Here is a 14,630-nt window from a genome sequence, read left to right on the forward strand (position 1 = left end):
TAGAATGCCCACCATCCTCGCCGACAGCTTCACGTCGTCCCTCGCCAAGCTCGCCAACGACGAGCAGAAGCAGGCGAAATTGACGGCGTTCGACCTGCAGGCGAATCCCGATCATCCCGGGCTGCAATTCCATCGCATCGACAAGTCGAAGGATCCGAATTTCTGGTCGGTCCGGGTTTCCCGCGACATCCGCATCATCGTGCACAAGGCGGGCGGAAGCCTGATGCTCGCCTATGTCGGCCATCACGATGACGCCTATTCCTGGGCGGAACGGCGACGCATCGAGACACACCCGACGACTGGTGCAATGCAGATCGTCGAGGTGCGGGAACTGGTTGAGGAGATTGCGCCGCCCGCAACGGCCGCGTTCAAACAGGCTGATCTGCCCTTCGATGTCGCCCCCATAGAAGAAGAGCTTGTTGTGTCCGCCGCACCGATCTTCGCGAAACTGGCGCAGGTCGACCTGCTCTCCGTCGGTGTTCCCGCGGACTGGCTCTCCGACGTCGCCGAGGCAACAGAGGATTCCTTCTTCACGCTTGCTGCCCGTCTGCCGCAAGAGGCGGCCGAGGCACTGCTCGAATACGCCGCGACCGGAATCCTGAAACCTGCAGCCGCGCCAGTTGAAGACCCGATGGCGCATCCGGACACGATGCGCCGCTTCCGCGTTCTCGAAGGGCTCGAGGAATTGCAGGCCGCGCTCGACGCGCCGTTCGAGAAGTGGGCGGTTTTCCTGCACCCTCTCCAGCGCGGCGTCGTCGAGCACGACTATTCCGGCCCAGCGCGCGTCGCCGGATCGGCCGGCACGGGCAAGACGGTCGTCGCACTTCATCGGGTAATGCGGATTCTTCGTCTCGATCCAGATGCTCGCGTGCTCTTGACCACCTTCTCCGATCCGCTGGCCGCCGCACTCCAGCGTAAGCTGTCGGTGCTCTCCGGCGGCCGCGCCGAAATTAATGACCGCGTCACCGTCGCCTCCTTCCGCAGGATCGCAGAGGAATTGTTTGCTCTCACTACCGGGCGCCAGGCGCATATTGCGGATCGCGATACAGTACGCGGGATGATCGAGAGAGCGGCTGAGGATGCGGGAGCGCAGGACTTCTCCTCGCGGTTCCTGATCTCCGAATGGGAGAACGTGATCGACGCTTGGCGGATCGACAGCGCCGATGCCTACGCCGAGGTGCCGCGTATGGGTCGCAAGAACCGCCTGGGTCAGAAGCAACGCGAGGCGCTGTGGCAGGTCTTCTTGCGCGTCCGCGATGCCCTCAGGCAGCGGGCGCTGTTCACACCAGCTTCGCTCTTCGCCGCCGTGAGCGGAACCTATTCCGCCAGAACCGAAAAACCCTTCACACACGTTGTTGTCGACGAGGCACAGGATCTCGGCGTGCCTGAACTGCGATTCCTCGCGGCCATCGCGCCCGACAGACCCGATGCACTCTTCTTTGCCGGCGACATAGGCCAGCGGATCTTCCAGCAGCCGTTTTCCTGGAAAGGACTGGGGATCGACGTGCGCGGCCGCTCATCCACGTTGAAGGTCAACTACCGCACATCGCAGCAGATCCGGGCGATGGCTGATCGCCTCATCCCGAAGACGATCCGCGATATCGATGGGCTCGAAGAAGACCGCCGGGGCACTGTGTCCGTCTTTGAAGGTCTGGAGCCGACGGTCGTCATCGCCAATGATCAAGATGCTGAGCTGAAAGCGGCCACCGCCTTCATCCGCGAGGCACTCGATGACGGCATGCCGGCAGAACAGATCGCCATCTTCGTCCGGTCGGCCGCCGAGCTTCCTCGCGCTCGTGCCATCGCCGAGGCTGCAGCATTGCCGTACCGGACGATCTCTTCCGGAAAACCTGGCGAAGACACAGCGGCGCTGGTCGGGACCATGCACTTGGCCAAGGGGCTGGAGTTCCGGGCCGTGCTGGTCGTCGCCTGTGACGAGGGCGTTTTGCCGCTCGCGGCCCGGGTCGCGGACGTCGCCGACGAGTTCGAACTCGACGAAGTCATCGCGACGGAGCGACAACTTCTCTATGTGGCGGCCACGCGGGCGCGGGATCGCCTGTTTGTGTCCGGTGTTGCGCCAGGGTCCGAGTTTCTGGACGACATCGCCTAGCAGCGCGATCGACGGCGCATGACCGACACACTCCGCACTATTATTTCACTGTACTACGCTGCTTCCAGCTCGCGGAAGCTCCGCCAAAGGCGCTGGACCTCGGGGAACAGCTTCATATCCTCCATAGCCTGGATCCGATCACGCACTGCTCCCTCGCTCATGGCATCCACTGGAATACCCATTTGGCTGAGCCACTGGGCCGAAAATTGCCAACCAACACACTGGCCACCAGAGAGCCATTCGGCGATCTTATCCGGCCGGTAATAGATTCGGTTGCCATAGCCCTTCTTCAGCGGCTCAGTTCGTGGGCCAAGGTCACGCATTCTCCAGTTCGCGAGGCTCTGGAGTGACACACCGAGGATCCTTGCTGCCATGCGGCTGGGTATCGGGCGCCATGGAGGAAGGCTTGTCGTCATGGCTGTCGAGTAGAAATGCTTTGCGTCGATGTGCTTGGCGATCCCCTTGGGTGTCCAACTGTCCAACTGTCCAACCTGTTTTTCTTCAAAATGATAGTTGGTAGAGATATAGGTCTGCATGGTCCTTTGCTCCGCACACCTGGTCAGTTGGCCAGCTGGACAGCGGCCGCGATGGCGGGCGTCAGTCCCAGTGGCCTTACATCCGAGCCTCGACCCAGTAGAGTAGCCCTGACCTCCTCACTGGAAGCCTTCATCCACTTATCGACATCCTGCCACGCCCAGAGGTAACCACGTTGCGTCGTTCCCGCAGGACGCAGACCCGACGTCTTCGTGTCTCGCCTGCGGTCGCCGAGCTTCTTCAGGATCGGGGTGATCTGGTGCACCGTAATCGTCCTCTTCATGCGTTCTTCAACGGCCCTGGCGACGTCCTCGGCCAGATACACCGGACCATTGAACGGCGCCGATGCGCTTTCCCTAAGCTCAGCAATGACCTGTTCCGGCAGGGATGCGCTGGCCCGGATCAACTCGTCCTTCGCGCCGGTTCGTGGTGGTTCGGCATTCGCGTCGAAATCGGAGAGATCGAGGTGGAGCAGATAATGCTTGAAGGCGGCGACGCTCTCGTCCGAGAGGCCGACCTCCACGAGCTGACGGTAATATGCGTCTTCCCGCTTCGCAGCTTCCACCTTGCACACGAAAAGCCGCCGGTCGTCATGCTCGATGGCCATAGGCTTATCGCTGTTAGTCATGATGATGATGCCGCGAGGCGTCCTCACTTTGAACGCATCAACCCCCTTGCGCTCGACGGACTGGGTCTCCTCGGTGGCCCATCTCTTCAGCCGGTTGTACGCGGTCTTCAGCTCGTCGATCTGCAGTTCGTCGAGGGCCAGCAGGCGAGCGTTTCCCAGCTCCGACTGCCAACGCTCTCCTAGGATGCCACCATACACTTCGCGAACATCGTTCTCATGAAACATGCGCTTGACGGCTCGCACCAGGAGGTTCTTGCCGACACCCTGTTTTGACTGCAGCAAGATCGCCGACTTGATCTTGGCAGCCGGCCGCTGGACGAGATGGGCAAGGTATTGAAGGACCCACCTTCTCTCTCCGTCGCCAGGCAACAGATAACGGAGGTGGTCATGCCAGACCGATGCGTCACCTTCCGCCGCGGCCAAGCCTCCGTCCTTCCATGTGTTCAGCGTGCGGATGCCGTTTTGGTCAACAATGAGCTTTTCATTTCCGACAAGAAAGTCATGCTCATCCGCCAGGCACGACACCAGCGAATTGCGGAAGGCGGTGCTTGCCGGTCGCTTCTTGTGCATGTTCCGCGTGAAAGAGCGATCGAAATCGTCCTTCGTCTTGTCTCGGCCCGTCGAGATGTCAAAGAACAGACCGGTTTTTGAGTCGAGCACATACCGCGCCTGCAGTGACACAAGCCCCGGCTCGGAGTTTGCCAGTTGCACCGGAGTGCGAATTACCAAGCCTTCACGGAAGAGGCAGCCTGCACACTCCGGGTTAGCTCCGGCGATAGTCTCGCACAGCTTTGGGCCGTATTCGCTGGCGTGATCCAGCTTGGCCTCCGCTTCGCGATATGAGTAGCGAGGGTCACGGTTGGACAGATTGTGAAAATACCGTCGCCCTTCCGGAATGTGCACCAGAAGGTCTGCAACGTCCTTCCACTGCGGCTCGGTCAGTCGCTCACTGGCCTCGTCACATGAACGAAGAAAGCTGCAGGCCGTAACCATCGCAAGGGCACCAGCGGCACTTTTGCCGGCGTCCTCATCCACCGAGATCATTTCCTGACGAAGAGCGTCAGCCAGGGCATGCTCGCCAGAACGCGAGGAACTGTCAGAGCTCTCGGCTATTCGGGCTGCGACGACGCCTTCCATCTGCTCAAGGGTCCAGGTCCGACCACTTGCCCCGTCCAAGATGTGGACGGGTTTGGCCGGCTTGGTCTTGGGGTTGAACGTTCCCGGCACCCTGAGGACGCGTGCGAGCTCTGCGATCGTGTCGAGCTTGAGCCCATGTCGTTCCCAGACCACCCGAGCCTGCTCGTTCCAGGCTGACCAGAGCCGCTGAATGCGGCTCCGATCCTCCGTCGTCCTCAGAAGCAACGGCTGCTGAAACTGCCAGATCGGGTAGAGCCCTCCACCTGAGTGGATGATCAGAGTGGGCTCGGGCAGCCCGGCCTCCTCAAGCAGCTTGAGCGCCTGCTCCTCGTTTTCGGGGAGGTTGTGGGCGGCATGCACCCCAGTGGCGAGGTCGATGTCGAGCGCCAAGAAGGCCACGGCACAGGCCGTGTCCCGTCGGCGCGTCTGTTCGTCAAAGGCTTGGCCGTCGTGGAGGGCCACCGCGAGATACCGATGAACGTTATCGGGCTGCGCTGCCAGGAAGTCGAAGACGATTTCCCGATCGGCGTATGGGAAGACCGCATGCCGTCGACGTTCCCCCGACAGATCGCGTTCGAAGACAACGAGGTTTCCCCCGCTGTCCTGTCCGAACATCCGCTCGATGTAGTTTTTAATTTGTTTCCTATCGGACTGCATGAGGACCTACCATGCCTTCCGAGAAAACAAGGTAGTCAGAAACTTCCGCGGGTCTGCGTTGTCATAGTGTTCGAACTCACGAATGCGCCGAGTGCGGTCGTCCTTCAAAATGATATCGGCCGCTCGCCTCACATCGTCGTCTTTGGCGGTACGAGCCCAGAACTTATAGTTCGTAGCCTGCCACTGGTAAAACCAATAGCGGTTGGAAGCTAAGCCGGGACGTGGCTCCGGGCACAGCCCTTCCTTCACCATTTCGACAAGCGCATCCCTGGGGATATGAAGCCGTTGTGCAACTTTGATGTCGACAAGCAGGTCACGGCTTTTGGCCAGATACTGATAGAGATCAATCGATCTTTCAGGTTCCATTAGGACACATCCTTTTCAATGTTGTGGTGATGTTCCTTAATTGTTGATCGCGTATATTACTTACAATGATCGACAGATCATCCAGTGCATCATGGTGGTGCGTTATGCAGCACTTTTATTTTATTCTGGGTTGCAATATTAATATTTTGACGCGTTCTTATGAGAATGGGGTGCTGCGCACCGCAGATCCAAGCGCGCCAGTCGACCCGACCCCGCCCGCGCCAAAACCTGAGCGGGGTCCAAGGCCCAAAGCCGGACTGCTCAGAGCTGTGATTGCTGCGTTAAGATCATGCATGACCAGGCGCAGGCGGAATCTTCTCGCAAGGGGACAGTTGTGCTCCAGCCTCGGTGAGCGTCCCGCGTTGAGGCACAGGGGAAAAGACCGCACGGCAGAGACACGGGAAAACCCAATCCGCTCAGCATTTTGCTAGGTTCAGTGGCTCACATTTGAAGCCGCGACCGTCACATCCAAATCGTATTGCCCGACCGAGCGATATCCCCAGACGATTGAAGTGGGCTGGGGAAGATCCTTCAAACTGACCTCTGGGATACTCGCGTCCTCACAGGAAAGCAGGATGGTCTCGTGATCGGGAAGATCATCGACCAGGTGTGTGAGCCAAGGGCGAATATGAAGGCTTTCGTCCCAGAGACTGAAAACTGCGAATGGCCAGTTTTTGTAGAAGAGCATGTGGCTGGCCTTCACCACCTTATAGTAGAAAAAATCCTCACCCGTTGAGAGGTACACGCCGGCAGAAGGGACAGCGTCGTCCTCCTCCTCACGTCGACGCAAGATCGGCTCCTTAGGAAAGTGTGGCTCACCGTTTATCGTGACCGGATGTGGGAGCGCCCCGTGTTGCGCCATTCGCAACACGTTTTCTTTGAGCATGCCGAGCACGTCGGCAACTTCTGAGACTGTCAAATATTTGTCGGACATTGGTTTCCTTTCAATGGATTGGTCCGACCCGCATCTGGTCCCGCCGCGCTCGATCCGCTAGGCACGTAATTCGCAATACTATAGGGGAAGAGAATTGCTCCACCGCGATCGCCTTCTAGAGGTCCAATCTCGCCTGCGCCAGAACCTGAGCCAAGTCCGGGGTCCAAACTCAGTCTACGCAAACCAACCTGCGACCGCTGCTGAGCACTGAGCAAGCGAGGCGCACGCGCGCCATTCCCAGAAGGTCAGTCGAGCTTCAGCCTCTGCGACCCTATCGCCTTGAGGCACTGAGCGAAGAAAACGGCGCTGAAACGTCCGCGTGACAGCTTGTTGCTGATATTCGCCTCTTTTTCTTCGACCCCGATGGCGGCCAGCTTTTCGACGAGATCGGCATAGCTCAAGCCCTTAAGCTTGAGCTCGGCTTTTAGCAGGCCGCTCATCAGCCGCTCCCACTCGGTCTCGGTCATCTGAAAATTCTCCGCGCAAAAAAATTTTGGCCGGCCCGTTGCGTTCCCAATTTTCATAGCTATCTATCAAAAACAGTAGATTTATACTGAAGTCGATATCTTTCTCTCAAACCAGCTCATAGGAATTCACGACATGACCCTCGACCAGACAACGGCAAAAGTGCTGACGGACCTCCTGCGCGAACTCTCTTCGGAACTCGATCTTCACTACGACGATCACGATTTCCACGCCCTTAAGTCGACGATCGAAACATTGCGACGCGCCGCTAACCTGATGAAGGACGCCGGCCACGAGGCCCCTGAAGTTTACCATCACGTCATGGGCCGCTTCGAGCGGACGACTCGCTCCTAACATAGCGATCCGACAGCCGAATTTCACGGCGCCCAGCCACCCTCGTCCACAGGACTTTCAGGATGACCGAACCATTCGACCCCTCCATATCGAGCTCCGACTATCTGGCCCTGGCTCGTGAGCGCCACCGTGCCGGGACATCCAGACTGAACAAGGAGTTGGCGTGGATGCTGGACGACGAGGCCTACGACTGCGGCATCAACAAGGAGCACGTCGACATCCTGGTCTACCCGGCCAACTGGAGCGCCGCCGTATGCGATGAGAACAGAAAACCGCGGGTCTTTCTTCATGCCCGGGTCAATCAGAAGGGCAACGCGGAGATCAACTGGGCGCGCGGGGAATTGGGCAGCCTCTACGACGAGGACTTCCTAAAGAGATATGTCGACTCGGCCCGGTCCGCCGGCTCGGTCCCGTGGCGGGGACTTGGGGAACTGATGTGGTGGAGGGGGTACGAACTGCTGGCCAGCAATGTCACCATTCACAAATCTACTGTGGCCACGGCTCTGTTGTATGCGCACGCCGCCAGCCTCAACGAGCTCACGTCATACCTTGACCAGCACGTGACCCTGGTCGGGGCGATGGCGCTCAGCTTCACCTATAGAGACGGCGAAGTGACCTCAGCTGACTTCCTGCCGACCATTCCACACGACCAGCTGCAGGAGATGGTCACGGAGCGGGGCCGCCGGACGACGGCGAGACTTCGGGAGGCGGTCGAGCGCATGGCAACGCTTGATCCTGACGAACCCGAATGATTCCCGGCGCTCTACCCCTCTTTCCTCAAGCAGCCCATGGTCGTTCGATAGTCCCATCGGCCTCGACGTTCGCCCACGACTCTTGCAGCGTTTCTTCGGATTGCGATTGGCAATGGTACTCCCAACGGTCCCAGCGGGGTTTCGCGGGCGACACCTTCTCGGCAAAGCTGTCCAGCTGCAGGCGCGAGGAGCAGCGGCGCGGCCAGCTGGATTTTCGGCCGACATTTCCGTCCTGCAGCTCAACCGCCGGCTGGAAAGTTTTGGAACCGGCTCGGTCGCGGATCTTTCGATCACGTGTGCGCCTGGTGGCGGACGAGGGAAGGTGTACACGATATTCTGTGCTGATCGGCTGGGTTTGCGCGGGAATGGTCCTATCTACGGCCCGCAAAAATTTTTGCTTTTTCTGGTAATAGCACTCGCCGCCCGACAGTCCGCAGTCAAGAAAAGCCGCTCCCCCTATAGTACCACGCCCAAGGGCCATAGAACCGTATTGTCCGACGAACTAGATCAGCCTGGCTCCGCCATCAATGGCCTCCACAAACCAGCGTGTCTTCTGATCTGTGACCAACCGAATTTTTGAGAAAAGCAATCGCCCTGACCAAAGCGCGCCGCTCCGGCTGGACATAGCCGCTCGCATAGCGTTCCCAGACGGTACGATGGGGGCACCAGGGCTGCGCAAGGAGCGGGATGCTGGCCGCCTAGTAACAGAGATGATCGCGGGGAAGGAGTATGTCACCTTGGCCGCGATCGCCGAGATGAGGGAAAGATGTCGAGGACTTCGAAAGGGGCACGCCTCGTCTGGCGGGACGAAAGCAGGAAGCAGGACGGATCCTTGCGGAGCCGGGCCGGCTGGTTCATCCGTGACGGCGGCACCTTCGTCAGCGCTTGCGGCGGCACTGGCAACCGCGAACGCGCTGAAAAACGGCTCGCCAGCTACATCACCGAAAAGTACCAGCCGGTCCGCGAACGCGTTCGTGATCCCACTACCGTCGCGATAGCGGACGCCGTTAGTGTCTATCTAACAGACCTCGCGCCCGGCCACGCGAAACCGAAGGAAACCGCTGGCCGCATGGTAGCGGTGCTGAACTGGTTCGGTGACATGATGATTGGCGAGATCAACGGCAAAATCTGTCGTGACTACGCCAAAGCGCACGGCAACGGTGCCGCAGCGAGGCGACAGCTTGAGGACTTGCGGGCAGCGCTGAACAACTATCATCGAGAAGGCTACATAACCTCGGCGCCGGCCATCGTGCTGCCAGCTAAGTCCGTGCCCAGAGATCGCTGGCTGACACGAAACGAAGCGGCGGCTTTGATCCGCGCTGCGTGGCGCATGCGTCAGTCGTGGAAAGGTCGGGCTAGCGACCGTCGCACAGGGCGCCACGTCGCACGCTTTATCCTTGTCGCGCTCTACACCGGCACGCGCTCGGCGGCGATCTGTGGTGCCGCCGTCCGACCTACCGAAGGGGCGGGCTATTTGGACCTGGAGCGCGGCGTTTTCTATCGTCGCGCAGCTGGTCGCCTCGAGACCAAGAAGCGCCAGCCGCCGGTGCGTCTGCCCGATCGTCTGCTTGCCCATGTACGGCGATGGGCGGTCACTCCGCTGGAGATCAAGACCAAGGGTCGCGGCAAGAGCTCAAACGTCGGCCGAATGATCGCCCACGACTACGTCGTTGAGTGGAACGGGAAGCCCGTCCAGTCAGTCAAGAAGGCGTTCCGCTCAGTGGTCGAGGCAGCCGGATTGGGCTGGTACGACGATGTTGAAGCCCTGGATGGAAGCGTCAGACGCCTATTCCGTACCGACGTGACTCCGCATATCTTCCGCCACACCGCTGCAACATGGCTAATGCAACGAGGCTCCGACCCTTGGGCAGCCGCTGGCTTCCTCGGCATGACCGTCGAGATGCTGATCCAGACCTATGGCCACCATCATCCAGACTTCCAAGCGGAGGCGGCCGAGGCGATTGTCTCCAAGTCGCGCTACAGAAATCTTCCAAAAAATGTGGTCCGGATGCCGCAGGCACAGACAACGAACGCCCCACAGGTCCCCACAGAAACCCCACAGGTATGCTAGAAGCAAAGGTGAACAAAGGTCGCCGACCGTAATGAGGAATGGCGGAAATCCTGGCTTTTGCTGGAAGACCCCGTCGTTCGGGACGAGGGGGTCGCAGGTTCAAATCCTGCCACTCCGACCAGAAAAAACAGACACTTAGGTGTTTGTTCTCCCGACCCACAAGATAGCTTGATGCAAACCGCCCGCGTCGGCGTCGCTGTCAGCATGGTGTTTTGACGCGACAACCTTCCGCGCTACCTCGATAATAGGAATGCCGCCGAGACAGCGGCCGGAACGAGGTTTGCGGAAGATGAATTTGTTGATTTCAAGCCGGCTGTCAGCGCTGCTCGCTTTGTCCCTGGCGGCAGGCTGCTCATCGCTGGGCAGCGCGGTGAACCCGGCGAAATACGACAGCATGACATGCGCCGAGCTCAACACCGCCGTAGGCGATACCGCGCGCGACATCTCGCAAACCGCCATCACCCGCGGCAAGGTCGCCAACACCAGCGTGCCGAACTGGCTGCTCGGCGGGGCACGCGTCAAGAGCGCCGTCGCCAACCGCGAGACGGCCAGGATCGAACGGCTGAAAGAGCGCGAGGCGGCCATTGTCGCCACGAGGACCAGCCGATGCCCCAGGTCAGCGGGCTGAGCGATTCGGCCCTGCCCTGTTGATTAACCTCACGCGACTATCTCAAGCACTCAACCGGAACCGGGTCACATCGATCGCCGCAGCCATCAGCGTCTGGGTGTAGGCGGCCTGCGGGTTGCTGAAGATCTCTTCCGTCGGGCCTTCCTCGACGATCTTGCCCTGCCTCATGACGATGATGTAGTCGGCCATGGCGCGCACCACGGAGAGATCGTGGCTGATGAAGAGGTAGGACAGTTCGTGGTCGGCCTGCAGCTTGCGCAGCAATTCGACGATCTGCTTCTGCACCGAGCGGTCGAGCGCCGAAGTCGGCTCGTCCAGCACCACCAGTTTGGGCTTCAGGATCACGGCACGCGCGATGGCGATGCGCTGGCGCTGGCCGCCGGAGAATTCGTGCGGGTAGCGGTTGCGTGCGTTGGGGTCGAGGCCGACCTCGAGCAAGGCCTCGACGGCGCGCTGATCGCGTTGCTTACCTGACAGGTTCGGCTCATGCACCAGAAGCCCTTCGGTGATGATCTGGCCGACGGTCATGCGCGGCGACAGCGAGCCGAACGGATCCTGGAAGACGAGTTGCATCTCACGTCGCAGCGGCCGCATCGCCTGGCGGTCGGCGGTGGAGATGTCGCGGTCGCCGAAGCGGATGACACCGTCGCTGGGCAACAGGCGCAGAAGTGCGCGGCCGAGCGTCGATTTTCCCGAACCGGATTCGCCGACTATACCGATGGTCTGGTTGCGCTTCAGCCGGATCGAAATGTGATCGACGGCGCGTAGCAGCAGCGGTTCGCCGGCAAGGAAGCCGCCGCCGATCTTGAAGGTCACTTCGACATTGCGGCCCTCCAGCAGCACAGGAGCGCTGGACGGCGGCGCCGCCTTGGTGCCGGTCGGTTCGGCGGCCAGCAGCATTTTGGTATAGGCATGCTGCGGGTTGGCGAAAAGTGCTTCCGCCTCGCCTTCCTCGACCACCTCGCCATAGCGCATGACATAGACGCGGTCGGCAAAGCGCCGGACGATGCCGAGATCGTGGGTGATAAAGACGATGGCCATGCCGAGCTTGCGCTGCAGTTCGGCGAGCAGCACCAGGATCTGCGCCTGGATGGTGACGTCGAGCGCCGTCGTCGGCTCGTCGGCGATCAGGATGTCGGGGTCGTTGGCCAATGCCATGGCGATCATGACGCGCTGGCGCTGGCCACCCGACATTTCGTGCGGATAGGATTTCATCCGCCGCTCGGGATCGGGGATATGCACCAGCCTGAGCAACTTGAGCGCCTCGTTCCGTGCCTCGGTTGCGTTCAGCCCGCGGTGTTTGCGGATCGGTTCGATAAGCTGGTTGCCGATCGAATAGAGCGGATCGAGCGAGGTCATCGGCTCCTGGAAGATCATGCTGATCTTGGCGCCGCGCACCTTGTTGAGGTCGGGCTTGCTCATGGTCAAAAGGTTGCGGCCGCGATAATCGACGTGACCCGTCGCCTCGCCGTTGGACGCCAGCAGGCTCATCGCCGCCATCATGGTCTGGCTCTTGCCGGATCCGGATTCGCCGACCACGGCAACGGTTTCACCTGCCTTGACGTGGATGTTGATGCCCTTGACCGCTTCGACCGCGCCGTCGAGCGTGCGGAAGCGGACGCGAAGGTCCTTGACGCTGAGGATCGTTTCGGGCGTTTCCATCGCAACGGTCCCCATCTTATCGGTCCCCATCTTTATCGGTCCCATCTTCATCGGTCTCTCGGATCGAGCGCGTCGCGCAGGCCGTCGCCGACGAAGTTCAGTGCAAACAGCGTCGACACGAGGAAGAAGGCGGGGAACAAAAGCAGCCAGTTGGCGGTGCCGATGTTCTTGGCGCCGACGGAGATGAGCACGCCCCAGCTGGTCATCGGTTCCTGCACGCCAAGGCCGAGGAAGGACAGGAAACTTTCCAGGATGATGACCTGCGGCACCAGCAGCGTCATGTAGATCACCACTGGTCCGAGCAGATTGGGGATGACATGGCGCAGCAGGATGCCGCGCTGGCCGACGCCCATGGCTTCGGCCGCCTGGACATACTCCTGCCGCCGGATCGACAGCGCCTGGCCGCGCACGATGCGCGCCATGTCGAGCCACAGCACCGCCCCGACCGCCAGGAACATCAGCACGAAATTGCGGCCGAAGAACACCACCAGCATGATGACAAAGAAAATGAAGGGCAAGGAATAGAGCACGTCGACGATGCGCATCATCACCTCGTCGATCTTGCCGCCGGAAAAGCCGGCCGCCGCCCCGTAGAGGACGCCGATGACCACGGCGACAATGCCAGCAAGCAGGCCGATGGCCAGCGAGATGCGCCCTGCCATCAGCGTTCGCGAGAGAAGATCGCGACCGGTGTTGTCGGTGCCGAACAGGAAGTACTGCTGTTTGACCGACGCAGTCATAGTCAATTCGAGCCCGTCGGCCGATTTGCTCTCTATCTTGGTATCGTCGAAGGCATCGGAGCGGTCAAGATAGCGGATGTTGCGGTCGTCGATCGGTTTGGTCGAGGTGACGGTGACGGTGACGCGACTGCCGTCCAGTTTCCACTCCTTGATGTCGACGCGCATGCGCTTGATGGCATCCTTGAGCGCCGTCTCGATCATGTCCGGCTTCGGATAGGCTGAAAAGCTTGGTGGCGTGCGCACATAGTCGGCATAGATGGTGGTGTACTGATGCGGCACGAACCAGGGGCCGAAGATGCTGATGACGCCAATGAAGGCCAGGTAATAGAGGCTGAACATGGCGGCGCGGTTGGCTTTGAGGCGCGCCCATGCGTCGCCCCAGAGCGAGCGGCCGACGACGGCCGGCGGAGCGGCGGCGGCTGTGATGTCAGTCATAGCGCACCCTCAGTCATAGCGTACCCTCGGGTCGACGACCGCGTACATGACGTCGACGATCAGGTTGAAGACGATGGTGAAGAGCGCGATCACCACCACGGTCCCCATCACCAGCGTGTAGTCGCGGTTGAGCGCGGCATCGACGAAATAGCGGCCGACACCGGGAATGGAGAAGATGGTCTCGACGATGACCGAACCGGTGAGCAGCGCCGCGGCTGCCGGGCCGGTGAAGGAAACGATCGGCAGGATGGCGCCGCGCAGCGCGTGCTTGACCACCACCGACCAGTCGGAGAGGCCGAGCGCACGCGCCGTTCGGATATGATGCGAACGCAAGCTCTCGATCATCGACCCGCGCATCAGGCGGGCAACGATGGCGATCTGCGGCAAGGCCAGCGTCAGCACCGGGCCGATCTTGTTGATCAATGCGCCATCACCCCAGCCGCCGATCGGCAACAGCTTCCAGGTCAATCCGAACACCAACTGAATCACAGGAGCGATGACGAAGGTGGGGATAGTGCTGCCGGCGGTCGCCAGCGCAATCACCGTATAGTCGCCAAGCTTGTTCTGGTTGAGCGCGGCGATGGTGCCGAGCACCGAACCAAGCAGCAGCGCCAGGATCAGCGCCGAGGTGCCGAGCTGGACCGATATCGGCAGCCCCTTGGCAAACAGTTCGGTGACGGTGAAGTCAGGCAAATTGTAGCTCGGCCCGAAATTGCCGCGCAGAAGATTGCCGAGATAGTGGGCATATTGCAGCCAGAGCGGATCGTCGAGGCCGAACTGTGCTTCCAGATTGGCCCTGATCTCGGGACTGAGGCCCCGCTCCTGATTGAAGGGGCCGCCCGGTGCGACGCGTATCAGGAAGAACGCCATGGTCACGATGACGAACAGCGTCGGAATGGCGGTCAGAAGCCGCCGTAAGATGTATCGCAGCATCGGCGCCCCGCTTCGGCCAGAGCGACATACGTCCATGCGGACGCATTGCCACGCTCCGGCGCCAAATCTTCGCACCGGGCTTGCCGAAAATCGACCACGACTTTCGGACCGGTGCGATGACCGACCAGTCCGGGGGGGCCCCAAGGGGGGGGGGGGGGGGCGGGTAGGGGTGTTTAATGAGGAGGTGGGCGAGGAGGGGGGGGGGGTGGGGGTGAGCAAATTAT

At 60.6% G+C, this 14,630-nt stretch carries 13 protein-coding genes; 5 read left to right on the forward strand and 8 right to left on the reverse strand.

The window, feature by feature from the left end:
* Window positions 1–4: 4 nt before the first annotated feature.
* A complete protein-coding gene (locus NKI46_RS05070; RefSeq protein ID WP_352745099.1) occupies window positions 5–2,110 on the forward strand; it encodes a 3'-5' exonuclease in 2,106 nt (701 codons plus the stop codon).
* 53 nt (window positions 2,111–2,163) lie between these two features.
* Here the strand turns inward: NKI46_RS05070 and NKI46_RS05075 are convergent, their stop codons facing one another.
* The 5 genes from NKI46_RS05075 to NKI46_RS05095 all read right to left on the reverse strand — a co-directional run bounded on the left by NKI46_RS05075 (window position 2,164) and on the right by NKI46_RS05095 (window position 6,833).
* On the reverse strand, window positions 2,164–2,646 hold the full coding sequence (locus tag NKI46_RS05075; protein WP_352745101.1) for a hypothetical protein: 483 nt from the start codon (window positions 2,644–2,646) through the stop codon (window positions 2,164–2,166).
* A gap of 23 nt (window positions 2,647–2,669) precedes the next feature.
* Window positions 2,670–5,066, reverse strand: a complete 2,397-nt coding sequence (locus NKI46_RS05080; RefSeq protein ID WP_352745104.1) for a primase-helicase family protein — start codon at window positions 5,064–5,066, stop codon at window positions 2,670–2,672.
* A gap of 6 nt (window positions 5,067–5,072) precedes the next feature.
* Complete coding sequence (locus NKI46_RS05085) at window positions 5,073–5,432, reverse strand: hypothetical protein (protein ID WP_352745106.1); 360 nt, start codon at window positions 5,430–5,432, stop codon at window positions 5,073–5,075.
* A 433-nt stretch (window positions 5,433–5,865) separates the two neighbouring features.
* Window positions 5,866–6,366 (reverse strand): hypothetical protein, encoded by a 501-nt coding sequence (locus NKI46_RS05090; RefSeq protein WP_352745109.1) that lies wholly within the window; start codon window positions 6,364–6,366, stop codon window positions 5,866–5,868.
* A gap of 245 nt (window positions 6,367–6,611) precedes the next feature.
* Window positions 6,612–6,833, reverse strand: coding sequence for a DUF6471 domain-containing protein (locus NKI46_RS05095; protein WP_127295631.1), 222 nt, complete (start codon window positions 6,831–6,833; stop codon window positions 6,612–6,614).
* Window positions 6,834–6,966: 133 nt separating this feature from the next.
* Here NKI46_RS05095 and NKI46_RS05100 point away from each other — a divergent pair, with 133 nt between their 5' ends.
* From NKI46_RS05100 to NKI46_RS05115, 4 genes are all read left to right on the forward strand, one after another.
* Entirely contained in the window at window positions 6,967–7,185 is a 219-nt protein-coding gene (locus NKI46_RS05100; protein ID WP_352745112.1) for a hypothetical protein, read from the forward strand.
* Between the two features lie 62 nt (window positions 7,186–7,247).
* Window positions 7,248–7,937 (forward strand): hypothetical protein, encoded by a 690-nt coding sequence (locus NKI46_RS05105; RefSeq protein WP_352745114.1) that lies wholly within the window; start codon window positions 7,248–7,250, stop codon window positions 7,935–7,937.
* Between the two features lie 766 nt (window positions 7,938–8,703).
* Window positions 8,704–10,008: a site-specific integrase gene (locus tag NKI46_RS05110; protein ID WP_352745117.1), complete on the forward strand. Its 1,305-nt coding sequence runs from the start codon at window positions 8,704–8,706 to the stop codon at window positions 10,006–10,008.
* A gap of 289 nt (window positions 10,009–10,297) precedes the next feature.
* Window positions 10,298–10,636 (forward strand): hypothetical protein, encoded by a 339-nt coding sequence (locus tag NKI46_RS05115; protein WP_023705463.1) that lies wholly within the window; start codon window positions 10,298–10,300, stop codon window positions 10,634–10,636.
* A 42-nt stretch (window positions 10,637–10,678) separates the two neighbouring features.
* On the opposite strand, the gene NKI46_RS05120 is transcribed toward NKI46_RS05115, so the two are convergent.
* The 3 genes from NKI46_RS05120 to NKI46_RS05130 are packed head-to-tail and all read right to left on the reverse strand — an operon-like array spanning window position 10,679 to window position 14,406.
* Window positions 10,679–12,298 (reverse strand): ABC transporter ATP-binding protein, encoded by a 1,620-nt coding sequence (locus NKI46_RS05120; RefSeq protein WP_352745120.1) that lies wholly within the window; start codon window positions 12,296–12,298, stop codon window positions 10,679–10,681.
* Window positions 12,299–12,345: 47 nt separating this feature from the next.
* Entirely contained in the window at window positions 12,346–13,473 is a 1,128-nt protein-coding gene (locus tag NKI46_RS05125) for an ABC transporter permease (protein WP_023670736.1), read from the reverse strand.
* Between the two features lie 9 nt (window positions 13,474–13,482).
* Window positions 13,483–14,406 (reverse strand): ABC transporter permease subunit, encoded by a 924-nt coding sequence (locus tag NKI46_RS05130; protein WP_023684574.1) that lies wholly within the window; start codon window positions 14,404–14,406, stop codon window positions 13,483–13,485.
* Window positions 14,407–14,630 lie beyond the last annotated feature (224 nt).

Source organism: Mesorhizobium sp. M0615, assembly GCF_040320805.1.
Taxonomy (GTDB): domain Bacteria; phylum Pseudomonadota; class Alphaproteobacteria; order Rhizobiales; family Rhizobiaceae; genus Mesorhizobium.